Source organism: Streptomyces sp. NPDC043878 (assembly GCF_056435735.1).
This window is the reverse complement of sequence record NZ_JBWKDW010000022.1, coordinates 115463-133258: the sequence shown is the minus strand read 5'-3', so window position 1 is coordinate 133258 and position 17796 is coordinate 115463. Positions and strand designations below refer to the sequence as shown.

Annotated in this window: 11 protein-coding genes and 3 pseudogenes; 12 read left to right on the top strand and 2 right to left on the bottom strand. The window is 70.8% G+C overall.

What is annotated here, in order from left to right:
- Positions 1-13 precede the first annotated feature (13 nt).
- From AC07AZ_RS27860 to chvE, 6 genes are all read left to right on the top strand, one after another.
- A complete protein-coding gene (locus tag AC07AZ_RS27860; protein WP_478852403.1) occupies positions 14-1195 on the top strand; it encodes an FAD-dependent monooxygenase in 1182 nt (393 codons plus the stop codon).
- Positions 1195-2733 (top strand): hypothetical protein, encoded by a 1539-nt coding sequence (locus tag AC07AZ_RS27855; RefSeq protein ID WP_478852401.1) that lies wholly within the window; start codon positions 1195-1197, stop codon positions 2731-2733. Before AC07AZ_RS27860 ends, AC07AZ_RS27855 begins: the two co-directional genes overlap by 1 nt.
- A 924-nt stretch (positions 2734-3657) precedes the next feature.
- Positions 3658-3927 carry a hypothetical protein gene (locus tag AC07AZ_RS27850; RefSeq protein ID WP_478852399.1) on the top strand — a complete coding sequence of 90 codons (270 nt, stop codon included), beginning with the start codon at positions 3658-3660 and terminating at the stop codon, positions 3925-3927.
- Between the two features lie 213 nt (positions 3928-4140).
- On the top strand, positions 4141-4881 hold the full coding sequence (locus AC07AZ_RS27845) for an SDR family oxidoreductase (protein ID WP_478852397.1): 741 nt from the start codon (positions 4141-4143) through the stop codon (positions 4879-4881).
- A 28-nt stretch (positions 4882-4909) separates the two neighbouring features.
- Positions 4910-5737: an enoyl-CoA hydratase/isomerase family protein gene (locus AC07AZ_RS27840; RefSeq protein ID WP_478852395.1), complete on the top strand. Its 828-nt coding sequence runs from the start codon at positions 4910-4912 to the stop codon at positions 5735-5737.
- Between the two features lie 1230 nt (positions 5738-6967).
- The gene (gene chvE / locus AC07AZ_RS27835) at positions 6968-8062 is read left to right on the top strand and encodes a multiple monosaccharide ABC transporter substrate-binding protein (protein WP_478852393.1); all 1095 of its coding nucleotides are present in this window, start codon (positions 6968-6970) and stop codon (positions 8060-8062) included.
- A 110-nt stretch (positions 8063-8172) separates the two neighbouring features.
- On the opposite strand, the gene AC07AZ_RS27830 is transcribed toward chvE, so the two are convergent.
- Together AC07AZ_RS27830 and AC07AZ_RS27825 are read right to left on the bottom strand one after the other, a co-directional pair.
- Entirely contained in the window at positions 8173-9633 is a 1461-nt protein-coding gene (locus AC07AZ_RS27830) for a sensor histidine kinase (protein WP_478852391.1), read from the bottom strand.
- Complete coding sequence (locus tag AC07AZ_RS27825) at positions 9620-10300, bottom strand: response regulator transcription factor (RefSeq protein ID WP_478852389.1); 681 nt, start codon at positions 10298-10300, stop codon at positions 9620-9622. Before AC07AZ_RS27825 ends, AC07AZ_RS27830 begins: the two co-directional genes overlap by 14 nt.
- A gap of 128 nt (positions 10301-10428) precedes the next feature.
- On the opposite strand from AC07AZ_RS27825, the pseudogene AC07AZ_RS27820 reads away from it, so the two are divergent.
- The 6 genes and pseudogenes from AC07AZ_RS27820 to AC07AZ_RS27795 all read left to right on the top strand — a co-directional run.
- Positions 10429-11955 (top strand): annotated as a pseudogene (locus AC07AZ_RS27820) (glycosyltransferase family 39 protein); the annotation flags it as partial.
- Between the two features lie 478 nt (positions 11956-12433).
- On the top strand, positions 12434-14212 hold the full coding sequence (locus AC07AZ_RS27815; RefSeq protein WP_478852387.1) for a cation:proton antiporter: 1779 nt from the start codon (positions 12434-12436) through the stop codon (positions 14210-14212).
- An 874-nt stretch (positions 14213-15086) separates the two neighbouring features.
- Positions 15087-16460: a chloride channel protein gene (locus AC07AZ_RS27810; RefSeq protein ID WP_478852385.1), complete on the top strand. Its 1374-nt coding sequence runs from the start codon at positions 15087-15089 to the stop codon at positions 16458-16460.
- 165 nt (positions 16461-16625) lie between these two features.
- Positions 16626-17018, top strand: a complete 393-nt coding sequence (locus tag AC07AZ_RS27805) for a DUF7144 family membrane protein (RefSeq protein WP_478852383.1) — start codon at positions 16626-16628, stop codon at positions 17016-17018.
- Between the two features lie 201 nt (positions 17019-17219).
- Positions 17220-17297: pseudogene (locus AC07AZ_RS27800) on the top strand (hypothetical protein); the annotation flags it as partial.
- A gap of 61 nt (positions 17298-17358) precedes the next feature.
- A pseudogene (locus AC07AZ_RS27795) lies at positions 17359-17786 on the top strand (LysR substrate-binding domain-containing protein); the annotation flags it as partial.
- Positions 17787-17796 lie beyond the last annotated feature (10 nt).

Below are 17796 nucleotides of genomic sequence, written 5' to 3'. Positions count from 1 at the left end.
GGAGCGAGGACCCATGCCGCAGCGCGCCGCGACCATCGTCGGCGGCGGGATCGGCGGCCTCGCGGCCGCCGTCGCCCTGCACCGCCGGGGCTGGCGCGTCGAAGTGCTGGAACGCGCCTCCGAGTTCACCGAGGTCGGCGCCGGCATCTCCCTGTGGCCGAACGCGCTGCGCGCGCTCGACGCGCTCGGTCTGGCCGACACCGTCGGGGCTCTCGGCGCCGTGGAGACCGCGGGCGGCGTACGCGACCGCCGGGGCCGCTGGCTGTCCCGGACGGACAACGCGGAGCTGACGCGTCGCTTCGGCCATCCCCTGGTGGTCCTGCACCGCGCGGACCTGCTGCGGGCGCTCATCGAGGTGCTGCCTGCCGACAGCCTCCGGTCGGGCAGCGAGGTGTCCGCCGTCCGTGATGACGGCAACGGCCCGGTCCTCCATCACCCCGGGGGCGAGTCCCGGCCTGACCTCGTGGTCGGCGCCGACGGGCTGCACAGTGTGGTCCGCCGCACCCTGTGGCCCGATGCGGCCGAGCCCCGGTACGCCGGTTACACCGCATGGCGCATGGTCACCGAGCCTCTCGCCGAGCCGCCCTCCGAGGGCGCGGCGACCTGGGGCCGCGGCGCGAGGTTCGGCTACACGGCGCTGCCGGGCGGGCGGATGTACTGCTTCGCGACCGCGTCGCTGCCGGAGGGAACGGTTGCCGGCTCGTCCGAGTACGGCGAACTGGTGCGCCGCTTCGGGTCCTGGCCGCATCCCGTCCCCGCTCTGCTGGCCGCCGTCCCCCAGGACGCCGTGCTCCGACACGACCTGTACGACCTACCGCCGCTGCCCTCCTTCGTCCGCGGACGGCTCGCGCTGCTGGGCGACGCGGCCCATGCCATGACCCCCAATCTGGGTCAGGGCGCGTGCCAGGCGCTGGAGGACGCGGTCACCCTCGCCCACTGCCTCGACGGCACCCCGGACGTGGCCGGGGCGCTCCACTCGTACGACCTGCTGCGCCGCCCGAGGACTCAGGCCGTCACACGCCGCTCCGCCCGGCTCGGCGCCGTCGGCCAGCTGTCATGGCCGCCCGCGGTGTTGCTTCGCGACGTGGCCGCCCGGCTGACGCCGACGCGGGCGACGCTGCGTTCCATGACGCCAGTGCTCGGCTGGACGCCGCCCGGCGATCGGGCGACCGCGCGACCGACGGGGAGTCCTTGATGCCGGACTGGACGTATCACCCTCTGCGCGGCCCTGCTGCCGCCGTCCTCGGCCGCCGCCGGTCGCAGCGCACCGCACTGCGGTTGCTTGCCTCGATCGGCTCCCGGCCCGCTGGCGCACGGCTGATCTCCCGGGCGTTCGGACACCGTCATCCACCCGAGCAACTCGCCGGTGAGATCGCCGGCGTGCCCGTGGCCGTCCGTCTCGGCATGTCCGTCCCGCCCTCGCTGGCCCGCGAAGCGGTACAGGCTCTGCCACCGCTCGGGGCCGGCTTCGTCGAGGTGGCGCCCGTCTCGGCGGCCGACACGCAGACGGTCCGCGAGGCCGCTGCCGACCGCTCCGTCCCGCTGGTCGTCCACGCCTGCGACCCGGAGGTCGAGGCCGCCCTCAAGCCCTATGTCGACGGGTTCACCAGCGACGACGACCCGCACCTGAGCCGTGTGTCCGACCCGTCGGTCACCGCTGCGGCCGCCGCGCTCGAGGAACCCGGCGCCGTCGTGCTCGCCCGTCCCGCGCTGCTCGTCGAGGCCGGGCCCGGTTGGTTCGCGCGGGTCATCGAGACGGCCACGCCCACCGCTCCCGCCCCGGGGCTGCACGACGCCGGCCGCGACCCCCGCCGCTGGCCCGCCTGGTTGTGGGCGCTGCTCGTCGGGCTGGGCATGACGGGCGCCGGACTCGGCGCCGCGGCGATCACGCTCGGGCCGGTACTGCTCTGGTACGACCGGGACTATCTCGGCATGACGCTGCCCGACCTGCATGCCGCCAACCACCATCTCGTGCATTTCCTCCAGCACGACCGGATCACCATGGCCGGGACGATGGTGGCGATCGGCGCCCTCTACACCGGCCTCGCGCTGGGCGGGATCAGACGCGGGTGGCCCTGGGCCCGCACGGTGTATCTGCTCTCGGGGGCGATCGGTTTTCCGACCGTGTTCTACTTCCTGGCCACCGGTTTCGTGGAGCCGCTGCACACAGTCACCGTCCTGGTGCTGTTCCCGATGTTCGTGGCCGCGGTCCTACGGACCCCGCCCACACCGCGGTGGCGTCTGGTGCCCGAGGGACCGGAGCAGGAGCGCCGCCGGGCGCTGACCGGCCAACTCCTGCTGATCATCACGGGAGCGGGGATGTTCGTCGGGGGAGCGGTGATTTCGGTGGTGGGCCTGACCGGCGTCTTCGTACCGAGCGACCTGGCCTTCCTGGGCACCAGCGCGCAGACACTGGAGACCGTGAATCCCCGGCTCGTGCCGTTTGTCGCCCATGACCGCGCCGGGTTCGGTGGCGCCCTGATGTCCGCCGCGGTGGCGATCACCCTGCTCAGCGCGTGGGGATGGCGGCGGGGCGAGGCGTGGGTGTTCTGGACCCTGACCGCGGCGGCGACCGCCGGATTCCTGCCGGCGGTCGCGGTGCACGGCGTGATCCACTACACGGACTTCTTCCACCTCGCGCCGGTCTATCTCGGCATGGCCATGACCAGCACGGGACTGCTCCTCGCGCGCCCGTATCTCTGCGCCGAGTCGCCGCCGGGTGCGCCGGACTGACGAGCCGCGTCAGTGTGCCGCCTACAGCTCTCGCAGCGGCGCGATCCCGACCTTCGGGCCGTGCGGCCAGTGGTTGTCGGCTCCGGGTGAGGCTGTGAGGCCAGAGCCCTTTCAGTGCCGCCGGACCAACTGTCGCACCCGGTCGTGGTCCGGCCGGGACCAGTGACGGTACGGCGACCGGGGTGGGAGCCGTCGGCACTGGCGGCGTAAGTGGAGTGGCCGAAGGGCGGGACCGGAAGACGTCCCCATCGGACTCGCCGGCCCACCTCGGCGTCGGGCAGAGCCGAGCGGGCGCGGGGGCGCGTCGGCATCGGCTTCGGCAGCGTCCACATGCTCTCCTCCCGGGCCGCGTCGCGCGACTGTATGCGTCACTGGTGAGTCACTTGGCGACCAGCTGTGCGCCGGACCGAGCAGACGCCGAGCCCCGTCCCGTCCGTGGCGGAACGCACCCGTGACCGTCGGTTGCGCGAGCAGGGCAGTACCACCCGGGCGGAGCTGAACGCGGTCCCGAACGCGGGCTTCCGGTGTCACCTGGGTCAGGCCACGGCTTGCGGGCGTCGATGGGGGCGGGTGTCATGGTGTAGGGCGCGTTCTCAGTCAGGAAGCCGTGTCGGCGACTGCGAAGCGCCTCCTCAAGAACCCGGGAGGCGTGAGTTCTGGACCATCAGCCATGCCACCGATCGCTGGAGGCGGAGATGGGCAGCGTGGAAGCGAGACCCGCCGGGAGCCCCGGAACGCCGCTGGTGGAAGCCGGTGAAACGCGACTCGAAGTGGTGATGTTGCCGGTCTCCGACGTTGACCGGGCCTTATGGTTTCACCAATCGCCCGGCTGACGACGGGACGCCGACCTGGCCGTCGAAGAGGGCCATCGGGTGGGCAGTCCTCCCGCCGGGTTCCCTGTGCTCGATCATCTTCGGCAAGGGCGTGACCTCGGCCCCGTCCGGCTCCGCACAGGGCCGGCCGCTCTCCGTGTACGACATCGGCGAGACCCGGGCGGATCTCGCCGAACGCGGAGTGGACGTGGGTGAGGTGTTCCACGACCTCACGGACGTCTTCCACCACGCCGGGACCCGGGCACGCACGGACGGAGCGGCTCCCGAGCACGCGGACCACGGTTCCTTCGTGCCGTTCAGTGCCCCGGACGGCGACGGCTGGTTGCTCCAGGAGATCAAGACCCGCCCGGCCGGCCGCTGACAGGGACAGGCCGATGCCCACGACATACGACCGCGTGGACGATCTCGTGTCGGCCCTGCGCCGGGTGGCTGAAGCCCAGGGCAACATGACCAACGCACAGTGCAGGTCCCGGGATGGCCTGCGTGGCGCAATCTCCGCGTGGTGCGGGAGAGGCCGAAAAGGCTGCCGACACGAGCGGCCACCCCACGGCGCGATGTAGCGGAGGAGTCGGCGGTGACAATCCCAGCGCGCAAGCCCGAACTGCTGGGCCAGACCGTCGTTGTCATCGGCGGTAGCGCCGGCATCGGGCTGGAGACGGCCAGGCGTGCCCGGACCGAGGGCGCCGAGCTCGTTCTTCTCGGCCGCGATCCCGGCCGGCTGGAGCGCGCGGCCAAAGAGCTCGGCACGCAGCGCACCGGGGCATTCGACGCGACCGATCCCGCGGCCTTGGCGACGTTCTTCCAGAACCTGCCGGTCCCGGTTGACCACGTCATGGTGACGGCCGGCGGCCCGAGCTACCGGCCGCTGCTCGACATGAGTGCCGCGGAACTACGGGACGCGCTCAGTGAACACGCAGTGCTGGAGCTCGAGGTCGCGCGCAACGCCGTCGGCCGGGTGAGGCCCGGAGGCAGCCTGGTGTTCATGGGCGGCACCGGAGCACGGCGCGTCGGCCGAGGTCTCGGGGCTGCCTCCGCCGCCACCAACGCGCTGCCTCCGTTCACCGCAGCCCTCGCACTCGAACTTGCGCCGGTACGCGTCAATCTCATAGCGGCCGGCTTCGTCGACACTCCGCTCTCGGCCTCGCTGCTGGGCGACCGGATCGAGGAACGCCGCGCCGAGTTGCGTGCGACGCTGCCGATCGGCCGCGTCGTCGGACCCGCGGACGTTGCGGCGTTGGCCGTCCACCTCATGGTCAATACGGCGTTGACCGGCGCGACATACGACATCGACGGCGGGCAGCAGTTCGTCTCATGACGAACACGCCAAGAGCAACGGAGTCGACATGACCGAGGAGCAGTTTCACGTCGTCGAAGTCTCCCCCTCCTATTGGCGCGTGACGTTCGACAACGGCCCGGTCAACCTGCTGGACCCGGACACGCTTGACCAGCTCGGCGCGCTCGTCGAGGGCATCAGGACCGACCCGCACCTCACGGTGGTCGTGTTCCGGAGCGACACCCCCGGCTACTTCATGGCCCACTGGGACTTCAAGGCTGACAACGCCCGAGTGGCGGGGATGCGTCCCGGACCGACCGGCCTGCACCCGTATCTGGACAACCTGGTGCGGCTCCGCAAGCTTCCAGTGGCGACGATCTCGGAGATCCGCGGCCGTACCCGCGGCGCGGGCAGCGAGTTCGTGCTCGCCACCGACATCCGCTTCGCGTCCGAAAGGGCGGTCCTCGGCCAGTTCGAGGTCGGTGTCGGTACCGTTCCCGGTGGCGGACCCATGGCACGACTCGGACGGCTGGTCGGTCGGGGCCGCGCCCTGGAGATCCTGCTCGGCGGCGACGACATTCCCGCCGACCTGGCCGCCCAGTACGGCTACGTCAACCGCCTCGTTCCGGATGCCGAGATCGAAGACTCCACTGACGCGTTCGCGCGCCGCATCGCAGCCTTCGACAAAGTGGCCATCACCGGAATCAAGGAACTGGTCGACGTAGCCACCCTGCCCGAGGACAGCGAATTCACGCCAGGCCTCCAGGCGTACTTCTCCACCGCCGGCCGCCCGGAACACCGGCCGTTCGTCCAACGCCTGCTGGAGAACGGCCTGCAGCAGCCCGGCGGCATCGAGACCGACCTCGGCACCGCGATCGGGCGGCTGCGGCAGCCGTGACACCGCCTACCGCGGGGACGCCTCCCAGGTCAGCCGCCGGATGCGGACCAGGGAACACTGTCGCGCTGCGCAACCTGGCGATCCGCCCGGCGAACGACGGCAACTGCGGCATCGCCGCCGGACTCCGCCACGTCTCCTGCACGCCATTCACCCGGAACGGGACGGGACCCGGCGAACGTACTGGCTGAGGGTGCCCCCTCGACCCGGACCGTGAAGGCGGTCGTCGCCTGGACGTTCGGCATCCACCCCGACGTGTGGGAGCCGGTCCGGGAGACCTGAGGCGGAAGCCCGCGGAAGCAGACTCCGGCGGTTGCTGCGCGGTGCGGGGAACCGCCCTCGCAGCGCCCCGCCGCTGGTTCGTGCCGTCGATGGCGGCGCCGCGCGCAGGAGGGAGCACCGGCCCGGCCCGCCCCCGGGCGAGTGGGAAGTCGAGTCGGTTCGAAAGCAGTCGTCTTGCGGTGCGTCACAGACGCATACCGACCGGGCTTCAGCAGCACTGGTGCCCAACAAGCGCTCGGCCACGTGTACTTGACGGCCGACACCCGAGACGGACCGGGCTGAGTGACGGCAACGGAAACGTTATCCGTCCACCCCGTTGACACTCTGCGATGCGCTGCTTACTGTCTCGCCATCGTTCCGGACACAGTACGAGATCTCGAACAGCTGAGAGGCAACCGCTCTGCCCACCAACGGAATCACCACGCATGTGGCCCGGAACGCCATGCCGCGACCGGACCCACGTCCGGTCGTACGCCGGCACGGGGCTCGTGGCGGCCGGAGGAACCCGGGTGCCGGGCCGCCCGGAGGAAGCGACCGCTGCTCCGCGAGGCACCGAGGCCCCTGAGCGCCGATACCCGGCCTCTCTCGTGATCCCCGCCCTCGGCCTTCGGTCACCCCGCCCCTTCCCGACGGCAGTTCACGCAGTTCCGGCCCACCTTCCTGGAGACGCCCACGGACATGCCGACGACCTCGGCAGCCGTGAGACGTCCACCGGGTTCCCCCACCGATCCGCTGCGGCGCGCCTTCCGTCAAGGGCTCGGCCCACTCAGGTCCAGCTCCGCCCAAGGGGGCTCCACACGCGCCGCATCCGGCGTCGGGAGCCGAGGGTTCGGGGCGGGGACAACACACTCCGGCCTGATGCCCCACCGCCCGGCCCGCCGGCCACTCCCGCAGAGACCCGCTACGCCGTCACCCCCTTCTCAACGACGAGAAGAGCAAGGAACGAACACCATGCTCAACCGAAGAACCGCCGTCGCCGGCGCTGTCTCCGTCTCCTTCGTCCTGACCCTGTCCGCCTGTGGCGAGAAGAGCGACGCCGGCTCCGACGGGCTCGTCAAGGGCGGCACCGTGGGCATCGCCATGCCGACCCGCGCGTCAGAGCGCTGGATCTCCGACGGGAAGAACGTCGTCGAGGACCTGAAGGGCATGCGGTACAAGACCAGGCTGGTCTACGGCGACGACGACCCGGACCGTCAGGTCGCGCAGATCGAGAAGCTGATCAAGGAGAACGTCGACGCACTGGTCATCGCCGCCATCGACAACCAGGCCCTGAAGGGCGTGCTCCAGCAGGCCGCCGCGGCCAAGATCCCGGTGATCTCCTACGACAGGCTCATCCTCGGCACGAAGAACGTCGACTACTACGCGTCCTTCGACAACGAGCAGGTCGGCCGCCTCCAGGCCCGCTACATCATCGACAAGCTCGGCATGGACGACGGCGAGGGCCCCTTCACCGTCGAGTTGTTCGCCGGCTCCGCCGACGACAACAACACCCGGTACTTCTTCGACGGCGCGATGAAGCTGCTCCAGCCCTACCTGGACAGCGGGAAGCTGATCGTTCGGTCGGGCCAGACCAAGCTCGGTCAGGTCACCACCCGGCGCTGGGACGGTGCCACCGCACGCAAGCGCATGGACGCGATCCTCACCCGGTCCTACGCGAACGGGAAGGTCGACGCGGTGCTGTCGCCGTACGACGGCATGTCCATCGGCATCCTGGCCGCACTGAAGGCACACGGCTACGGGCCGGGCGGCAAGGAGCTGCCCGTGGTCACCGGTCAGGACGCCGAGCTGGCCTCGGTGAAGTCGATCATCGCCGGCCAGCAGACGCAGACCATCTACAAGGACCTCCGCGAGCTCGCCCAGGTCACCTCCCAACTGGTCGACGACCTGCTCAACGGCAGGCGACCCACGGTCAACAACACCACGACCTACAACAACGGAGCAAAGGTCGTGCCCGCCTATCTGCTGCAGCCGACGAGCGTCGACAAGAGCAACTACGAGGACATCCTGGTCGCCGGCGGCTTCTACACGGACGCCGAGCTCAAGTAGGAGCTGTTCGTCTGATCACGCGTGGGCACCGGCACCCGTGAGCGGGCGACTGCCGCCCGCTGGTCATCTGGTGGTCTTCCGGTTCCGAAGGGCGGCCGCGGTGAAGCGCGTCATTCCTCGGCCGGGGCGGGGGCTCGGGGAAGGCGTAGCTGGAAGCATGCTCCGAGGGACCGGGGGGTGAGGGCGAGGGTGCCTCGGTGACGGTGGGCCAGGTCGCGGGCGATGGCGAGGCCCAGGCCGGTGCCGCCGTGGTCGCGGGAGCGGGCGTCGTCGAGCCGGACGAAGCGTTCGAAGATGCGCTCGGCGTCCTTGGTGGGCACGCCCGGTCCGTCGTCGTGCACCGTGAGGACGACCCAGGCGTCCTGGTGTCGGATGGTGATCTGGATGCGGTGTGCGGCGTGGCGGGCGGCGTTGTCGATGAGGTTGCGCAGCAGCCGTTCGTATTCGTCTGGGTTTCCGTGTGCGTGTGCGGGGGCGGGGCTGTCGCAGGTGAGGCTCAACGGTCGTTCGGTGAGGGGGTATTGCTCGGTCAGCCGCGAGGCGAGGGCTGTCAGGTCGACTGTTTCGCGGCCGGCTGCGGGGGTGCGGGTGTCGAGGCGGGCGAGGAGCAGCAGGTCTTCGGCGAGGGCGTGGAGGCGGCGGGTCTGTCGTGCGGCGGTGGTGGCCGCGGCGGGCCAGTCGGTGCGTTCCGGGTAGGCGAGCGCGACTTCCAGGCTGGCCAGCAGTGTGGTGAGGGGGCTGCGTAGTTCGTGGGCGGCGTCCGCGACGAAGCGGCGTTGCTGGGCGGCGGCGTCGTCGAGGCGTTGGAGGGTGGTGTTGATGGTGGTGGCCAGGGCGGTGATCTCGTGTCCCGTGGCGGGGACGGTGACGCGTTCGCGGGGGTCGCTCGCGGTGACCGAGGCGGTGAGGACGCGGATGGCTTCGACCGGCCGCAGCGCGATTCGGACGGCGAAGTAGGCGGCGGCGGCGATCAGTACGAGGCTGACGAGCCCGGCCCGCAGCAGCAGGCGGTCGGTGGTGTCGCTGATCGACTCGGCTGTCTGCGGGAGCACCACCACATAGACCCGCAGCTTGGCGTCGCCGGCGACACCCAGAGCGGCGACCTTGTCGCTGCTCAGTTCACCGGCACTGATATCGGCGGACATGACCCGATAGGTTCCGCCGGCCATGTCGTCTCTGATCCCGGGGTTGTAGTCGCGGTTCACAGGCAGGCGGACGAAGTTGGGCGACCCCTGCCCGGTCGGGGCGGGCAGCACATGGCGGGTGCCGGGACCGAAGTCGACCATGCCTCCGCCGTAGGCGACAGCGGTGCGTCGGCCGGTCGCGACGACCTCGTACGGCACGGCGCTTCTACGAACGGGAACCACACCCTCGTTCAGCTGATCGACCAGAGCCCAGAGCTGTACCAGGGCTTGTTCTTCGGCGATCTGCGTGCTCTGGCGGTAGACGTCGCGGTGTACCCACCAGCCGATGCCGACCAGGATGACGGCGGCGGTCGAGGCGGCGGCCAGGGCTGTGCGGGCTCGTACCGAACGCGGCCACCAGCGGCGTCGCGGCTCAGTCGCGTTCACGGTCGTCCACCAGCCGGTAGCCGGTACCCCGTACGGTCTGCAGGGACTGCCGGTGGAACGCGGCGTCCACCTTCTTGCGGAGGGCGCTGACGCGCGCCTCCACCAGGTTGGGATCCTGGGCCTCGTCGGGCCACGCGTGATAGAGCAGATCCGTTTTGGAGACCGCCTGGCCCGCCCGGCGGGCCAGCAGCTCCAGCACGGCGAACTCCCGGGGTGTGAGGTCCACCCGGGCCCCGGCCCGGCGGCAGACCCGGCCGGCGACATCCAACGAGAGGTCGCCCACGGCAAGGACGGGCGGGGCGACCGTGGCGGCTCGTCTGACCAGGGCCCGCAGCCGTGCGACGAGCACCATGTAGGAGAAGGGTTTGGCCAGGTAGTCATCGGCCCCCGTGTCCAGGGCCTCTGCCTGGTCCCAGTCCCCGTCCTTGGCGGTGAGCACCAGGATGGGGGTCGCGTTGCCCTCCCGGCGCAGCTGGGCGCAGACCTTGTAGCCGTTGAGTCCGGGCAGCATCAAGTCCAGTACGACAAGGGCGTATTCGCCGGTCCGGGCCATCCACAGTCCGTGTCGGCCGTCATGGGCGAGGTCGACGCTGTAGCCCTCGGCGGTCAGACCGGTGTGCAGGGTGTGGGCAAGGTCCACCTCGTCTTCGACCACCAGGATGCGCATGTGGTGCAGCCTCGCACAGCGCCGGCCCGGCTTCCTGATCGGCCGGTCAGGTTGGGTCAGCAACCGGTCAACGAGGTCCGGGCACGCTGGCGGAGTGTCTTCGCCACTGCTGAAAGGCCCTGTCGCCGATGTCCGTTGATGAACGTGCCCCCGCCGTGGCCAGGACGGTTTCCCCTCCCGTACCCGCCCGTCGACAAACACCGAGCCCGGCCAGAGCCGTGGTCGTCATCGCGCCCTCGTCGCTGACCATCGCTCTGGGGCTCTGGGGTATCCGCAGGAAGAACACCATGTGGGGGGACGAGTCCGTCACCTGCCAGCTCGCGCACCGCGATCTTTCGCAGATATGGCTCACCGCCCAGCATGTTGATCTGGTCCATGCCCTCTACTACGCCGTGATGCATGAGATCTTCGGTCTCTTCGGCGGAGGGCTGCTGACGTTGCGGCTGCCCTCTGTGCTGGCAATGTCCGTCGCGGCGAGCGGAGTCGGGCTTCTGGGGCTACGCCTCGCGGGACCCCGTGCGGGGCTGCTGGCCGGGCTGGTGTTCCCGCTCCTTCCCCAGGTGCAGAAGTACGCGCAGGAAGGCCGCTCGTATGCCATGGTCTGTGCCCTGGTCACCTGGGCCACCTATGCGCTCGTGGTCAGCGTCCCGCATCGCGCCCGGTGGCGGTGGGCGGTCTATGGCTCCACCATGCTGCTGGCCTGTCTGCTCCATGAGTTCGCGGTCCTCGCCCTGGTCGCACACGGCGTCACACTGGTCGTCTCCCGAGTTCCACGACCGGTGCTGAGGGCGTGGAGTGTGGCTGCCGCGTGCGTCATGGCCGGGCTGTTGCCGCTGGCGATCCGCAGTGCGGGGCAGTCGGGACAGGTGTCCTGGATCGGCGGACCGGTGCGGCTTCGTTATCTCCTGGTTGTGGCGGTCGTGGGCGTGGCGTGTGCCCGAGCGCCCCTGGGGGTGAGGGGGCCCGTGCGGCTTTCCGTGCTGGCTGTGCCGATTCTCGTGCTTCCGGGCCTTCTGCTGCTGATCGCCTCACTGGTCAAGCCCCTTTTCGTCGACCGGTATGTGCTCTACAGCAATATCGGAATCGCCTTGCTGCTGGGCGCCTGCATGGATTACTTCCACCGGCGGCAGCGGTCTTCCCGCAACGCGTGGATCGCGGCGGTCGCCGTACTGGCCGCGCTCGTCCAGCCGAGCCTTTCGCTGAGGACGCCCCAGAGCCGGAGCAACGACGTCACCGCCATCGGCGCCACCGTACGCAGGGAAGGCCGTCCCGGCGACGGGCTGCTGTATCTCTCCGGCCAGCACCGGATCTTGACTGCGGCCAACCCCGAGGACACCCGTTTCCTGACAGATCTCGCCCTGGCACAGGACCCCGTTTCCTCGAACACACTTGCAGGTGTCGAGCTTCCCGCCCAGGAAATAGCCGCACGCATGCTGGAATTCGACCGGATCGTCGTGGTCCGCGCAGCGGGTGCGCACTCGCCGACCGACCCGCAGGAGGAAGCGAAAACAAGCACCCTGCGGCGCCACTTCCACGAGCACGGAACAACCCACGTCAACGGGGCGCGAGTCACCGTCTACGTCCGAGACCACGACCCGCCCCCGAAGGCCGGCCCTGGATCCAACAGCCCGGGTGCGAGCGGTGGGGTGACGAGGCGACCGCGACTGGTGCCGGCCCGGCCGGCTCCACCGCCAGACGGCGTGTTGAGCTCGGCCAGCGAGCCGACTCCGGGACGGGACGAAGTGGTTGCGGCGGAAGCGGCCGATGTCGCTCTCGACCCCGCCCTTGTCGCCCACCTGCGGACCGTGGGAGCGGTGTCCGCGTCCACCGCCGGTACTCCGCGCGGACAGCCGGGGCGCGGCACCAGGCTGCCGTGACGCCTCCGGCCCCAGAGGGAAGCAGCGCCGGCGTTCCCGCTGCGAGTGCGGCCGGCTGCTCTGGCCTCAGTGAGCGAACCTGGCCGGCGATCGGGCCGACGCCAACGTGTCACGCTTGACCTGGTTGACGAGGGGCCGCACGCTCCGGGAAGGGCCGGCATCCCGGGCCACCACCACGTCGGCGTCCCGGCCTCCGGCAGGACGGACCGAGGAGGCCACGCGTGCAGGAAAGCCGCACAGGACGGCAGGGCCGTAGGTGACGACGGACCAGGTGCTCATCGGCGTGGGCTTGATCCTGGTCCTGGCCGTCGGATCGCAGATCCTGGCCGGCCGCCTGCACATCCCCGCCCTCATCGTTCTGTTGCCGGTCGGCTTCGCCGCGGGCGCGCTGATCGACGACGTCGACCCCGAGCAACTGTTGGGCGCCGCGTTCTCACCGCTGGTGTCACTGGCCGTCGCCGTCATCCTCTACGACGCCGGGCTCGGGCTGGACATGGCGAGGCTGAAGGGCCACACCCGCCGCGTCGTCGTCCGGCTGATCTGGATCGGTGTCCTGATCACCGGGGTGCTCGCCGCGCTCCTGGCCGCGCCACTGCTGGGGATGTCCTCACGGGCGGCCGTCATGACCGGCACGATCCTCGTGGTCTCGGGGCCGACGGTCGTCGGACCGCTGCTCAGCTTCGTGCGCCCCAAGGACCGCCTCCAGCGCGTCCTGATCTGGGAGGGCTCCCTCATCGACCCGGTCGGTGGTGTCCTGGGCGCACTGGTGTTCCACGCGGTCGTGGCGAGCTCGCACCACCACCTCGGAAGCGGGATGGAACACTTCCTGGGAAGCGTGGGCGTCGGCGTGGCCGGCGGAGCGACCGGGACCGCCCTGCTGTGGGTGCTGTTCCGGGTGCTGCGGCTCGGCGAGGTCCTCGGCACCACGGCGCAGCTCGCCGCGGTGATCGGGGTGGCGGCGTTCTGCGATGTCCTGCGCGACGACACCGGGCTCATCGCCGCCGTGGTGATGGGCCTGGCCGTCGCCAACCTTCCCTCGATGGACGTTCCCGCGCGCCGGCCCTTCTTCGAGACCCTGGTCAGCCTCATCCTCGGCCTGCTGTTCATCTCGATCTCCGCCACCGTCACCCCGCACTCGCTTCGCCATGTGTGGCTGCCCGCGCTCGGACTTGCCGCCTTTCTGGTGCTAGTCGTCCGGCCGCTGGTCGCGGTCGTGTCCACCCTCGGCACCGACCTGACCGGCGCTGAGCGGGGCTTCATCGGCTGGATGGCGCCGCGCGGCATCGTCGCGGCCGCCACCGCCTCGACGTTCTCGGCCGGCCTGGTGGCCGACGGGATCGGCGGCGCGTCGAAGATCCTCCCGGCCACGTTCGTGGTCATCGTCGCGACCGTGACGCTCTACGGTCTGACCGCCGCCCCCGTAGCCCGGCGTCTGGGCGTCGTGCGTCTGTCCCGCTCACGGCCGCTGCTGGTCGGCGGCGACCCCTGGGTCGTCGATCTGGGGGCGGCCCTGAAGTCGGCCGGGCTGGAGGTGGTGATGTGGGCGGGGGAGGAGGAACAGCGTGAACGCATCCGGCGGGCCGGGATCGAACTCGCACCCGGTGAACTGCTGGGCGCCGCCACGGGCGGGGCCGCCGGGCTGGAGGGCATCACCGCGGTGTACTTCCTCACCGCCGAGGACGACTTCAACGCTCTCGCGGCGGTGCTTCTGCGCGGCAGTGTGGAGGGCCCGGTCCACCGTCTCAACGCGCCGGCCGACAGCCACGGAGTAGTGGCGCCGTTCATCGGCGGCGAGGTTCTGTTCGGCCCGGACCTGACCTGGCCGGCGTTTGCCCGCCGATACGAGAACGGGGCAGCGGTTCTGGGGCAGCCGGCCGGCGACGCCCCGCGTCCGGGCAGCGATCTGCTGTTCGTCGTGCGCCGGGACGGCAGCCTCGAACCGGTCACGGAAGCCGGCACGCCCCCGCCACGGCTCGGTGACACGGCCGTCCTGCTGACCCCGGGCGCGCGGGGCCGCGAGAGCCGGCCGGAGTAGACCGGCTTTCGGCTGTCCGACGTGCCGTCCCCACCCGGGGCCGAGCCTCCACGCGGCGGATGCGGAATCCGCCGGGGCCCGGTTCGCGTCCTGACTGCGCAGCCGGTTCCTGGCGTCGCCGCACGGGTGGGCGCGCTCAAGTCCTTCCCGCGAGCACGCTGCCCGCCCCGACCGACGGGCGGTCCACGGTAGGGACATGCCGTGATGCCGAATCCGGCACCGGCCACCATGATCGGGATGAGGAAGAGCGCGTGGACGGCACCGGTCCGCGCCGCGGGCCCTGATCGTTTCTGCCGCAGTCACCACCCCAGGGCGATCACGGATCGGTGTCACCGGCCGGGAGGGAAGCGATGTCACGGAGGCCAGGCGTTGCGTCACGCCCAGCGAGGCGCGCCACGCCCGAGGAGCGGCCGGGGGCCTGGCGGCGGGGAGCCTCGGGGCCGTGCCCGTCGACTCGGCCAGGTGGAGCACGTCCCGACGCACCGGGAACGGGCAGGTCTCGAAGCGGCGGCTTCCGGTCGGGCGGCTTCCCAACGGTCGCCCTCCGGACCGGAAGCCTGCGAGCCGGATGTGTGCGAGCCGGATGCCTGCGGACCGGATGCCTGCGGACTGGGTGCCTGCGGGCCGGATTCCTGCGAGCCGGATGCCCGCGGGCCGGATGTCTCCGGGCCGCAGGAGGAGCGGCCCGCTCCCAGGCGGGTGCCGGGCAAGCGGCGGCCCGTTCGTCGGATCCCGCCACCTGTGCCGATCCCCATCGGCGTAACGCGTCCTCGTTCCGATTCCCTCAAGACGCGGCGGTCCTCACGGCCGACCGCCCCAGCTCGACAACCAGGGCTCCGTCATGCGGTGACGCGTGCCTTCCGGAGGTCCCGGTATGACCACTCCCAGCCGTCCCACCGAGCCCGACGAGAAGACCCGTACAGCCGCCGGGGACCCGCTGTCACTCGTCCGCAGCCGCGGATACCTGTTCCTTCTCCTCATCGCAGCGGTCGTCGGCATCCCGATCTCGGCGCTGGCATTCGGCTTTCTCGCACTCGTCAACACGCTTCAGTCGCTCACCTACACCGATCTGCCGAGGGCCTTGGGTTTCCACGGCACGCCCAACTGGTGGCCGGTACCGCTGCTGGTCGTGTCCGCGCTCCTGGTCGGCCCGATCGTCCGCTACCTCCCCGGCAACGGTGGGCACGAGCCGGCCCGGGGGTTCGTGGCCTCGGGCCCGACCCCGGCGGTGAACCTGCCCGGCGTGGCGCTGGCCGCGGTGGTCTCCCTCAGCCTCGGCGCCGTCATCGGACCGGAGGCTCCGCTGATCGCCCTGGGCAGCGGTCTCGCCGTGGCCATGCTGCGACTGACGCGGAAGGCGATCCCGAACCAGGCCACCGCCGTCGTGGGAGCCTCCGGGAGCTTCGCCGCGATCAGCACCCTGCTCGGCTCCCCGCTGCTCGGAGCGTTCCTGCTGATGGAGATGTCCGGCCTGGGTGGACCGATGCTCGGCGTCGTCCTGGTACCCGGACTGCTCGCCTCCGGCATCGGCGCGCTCATCTTCACCGGCCTGGGCTCGTGGACCGGCCTGGGCACCTACTCGCTGACCCTGCCGGACGTGCCCCGGGCCGCCACGCCGGACGCCGCCGGGTTCGGCTGGGCGGTCCTGATCGGGGTGGCGGCGGCCCTGCTCGGTGTCGGGATCCGATGGCTGGCTCTGCGCCTGCTCGCACTGGTCGAACCGCGACGCCTGACGGCCACTCTGGTCGCGGGCGTCGTCGTCGGCGTGATCGCCCTGCTCTTCGCCGAGTGGACGGGCCACCCGGCATCGGGAGTCCTGTACTCGGGACAGAGCGGCCTCGGCCCCCTTCTCACCGCCAGCGCGCAGTACTCGGCAGGTGCCCTCGTGCTGCTCGTCGTCTGCAAGGCACTGGCCTACTGCGTGTCCATGGCAGCTTTCCGCGGAGGCCCGGTCTTCCCCGCCATGTTCGTCGGCGCGGCCGGCGGCATCGCACTCTCCCACCTGCCCGGGCTCGGTGTGACGGCTGGGCTCGCGATGGGCGTGGGCGCGATGTCCGCGGCGATGCTCAGGCTGCCGATGACGTCCCTGCTGCTGGCCACCCTGCTTCTGGGTTCACAGGGACTCACTGTCATGCCGCTGGTGATCGTGTCGGTCGTGTGCTCCTACGTCCTCACGCTCAGGTTGACCCCGAAGCCGGCCGCAGCAGCCGCGACCGAACAGGACACGGGCGTGGAGCCGGGCGGCTGAGCCGCCGGGGGCGCGGTCCGTGACTCGCAGTTTGCCCGTCGAGTGACTCGACCACGCCGACCGCGTAACACTTATGGCGCCCACCGATTGCCGCCTGCGGTGGCACTGCGTCTCATATACCCCATGCAGCAACACACCTCTCCACCTGACGGTGCGGTGCCTCCGATGGAGCGCTCGCACTGGGTGGCCTTCGCCGGAATCCTGCTCCTGGTCAGCGCCCTCTTCAACCTGCTCAACGGATTCGTTGCGATCTTCAACCACGGCTTCTACTCGACCGTGTACTCCGGGGGCAACCGGCTGCTCATCTTCAACTACACGGCCTGGGGCTGGATCTGGGTCGCCTTCGGCATCGTGATGGCCCTGGCGGGCCTCGGCGTGCTTGTCGGCTCCAGAGCGGCGCGACGGACGGGAATCTGTCTGGCAGCGGTCTGTCTCGTCGGTCAGATGATCTTCCTTCCGGTGTACCCGTTCTGGTCGATCTCCACGATGGTGGTGTCCGTGCTGGTCATCTACGGTCTGCTGGTCGAGCCGCGGCACGTGCACGGCGCGCGCGTGTAGCGCAGCGCGGGGTGGGACGTAAATGGCGGGCGGCGATGACGCCCGGCCGCTACGCTCGCCCACATGAACACGCCTTCGCCTCAGCAGTGGATGATGCCCCGCCGACGGGGCTGCTGAGTACGGACGCGTACCGAATCCGAGGCCCCGGGACGGGGCCTCGATTGTTGTGCGTTCAGGCCTCGCCACCCGGTAGGAGGACCGATGACCGCGCAACGCCACTTCATCACCACGACCATTCCGTACGTCAACGCCCGCCCGCACCTGGGCTTCGCGCTGGAGCTCGTCCAAGCGGACACACTGGCCCGACATCACCGCTCGCGAGGTGGGCAGGTCCGGTGCGCCGTACAACTCCCTCGCCGGCTTCGACAGCGAGGAACTGCTGACCGAGGGGCAGATCGCCATCCTTCCCGCCGGCCACCCCCTCGCTACGCGAAAGACGTTGTCCCTGGCCGACATCAGTGACGTTCCCGGTCTTCCGCTCGCCCGCTGGCCCCGTCACGGCGTTTCCCCACCCGGGCCGGGCCTCGAAATCCGCGACCAGACGCAGTTGGCCCCGCTGATCGCCCTCGGACGCACCGTGGCCCTCTACCCCGACTCGGCCCGTGCCTGGCTGTGCGCCGAGCGCACAGCCGTCCCCGTGACCGACGCCCCCCCGTCGTCACTCACATCGCCTGGCCCGCGCACAGCCGTTCTCTCGCCCTGACCGGGTTGAGCCGCACGGCCACACGACTGCGGGCGTCTCGCGTCTTTCCTCGCCGGCCTCGCTGACGAGTCGAGG

Excerpts from the sequence above, each read along its gene's own strand:
- AC07AZ_RS27860 (WP_478852403.1), top strand. The coding sequence starts at position 14 with ATGCCGCAGCGCGCCGCGACCATCGTCGGCGGCGGGATCGGCGGCCTC.
- AC07AZ_RS27855 (WP_478852401.1), top strand. The coding sequence starts at position 1,195 with ATGCCGGACTGGACGTATCACCCTCTGCGCGGCCCTGCTGCCGCCGTC.
- AC07AZ_RS27840 (WP_478852395.1), top strand. The coding sequence starts at position 4,910 with ATGACCGAGGAGCAGTTTCACGTCGTCGAAGTCTCCCCCTCCTATTGG.
- chvE (WP_478852393.1), top strand. The coding sequence starts at position 6,968 with ATGCTCAACCGAAGAACCGCCGTCGCCGGCGCTGTCTCCGTCTCCTTC.
- AC07AZ_RS27825 (WP_478852389.1), bottom strand. The coding sequence starts at position 10,300 with ATGCGCATCCTGGTGGTCGAAGACGAGGTGGACCTTGCCCACACCCTG.
- AC07AZ_RS27810 (WP_478852385.1), top strand. The coding sequence starts at position 15,087 with ATGACCACTCCCAGCCGTCCCACCGAGCCCGACGAGAAGACCCGTACA.
- AC07AZ_RS27805 (WP_478852383.1), top strand. The coding sequence starts at position 16,626 with ATGGAGCGCTCGCACTGGGTGGCCTTCGCCGGAATCCTGCTCCTGGTC.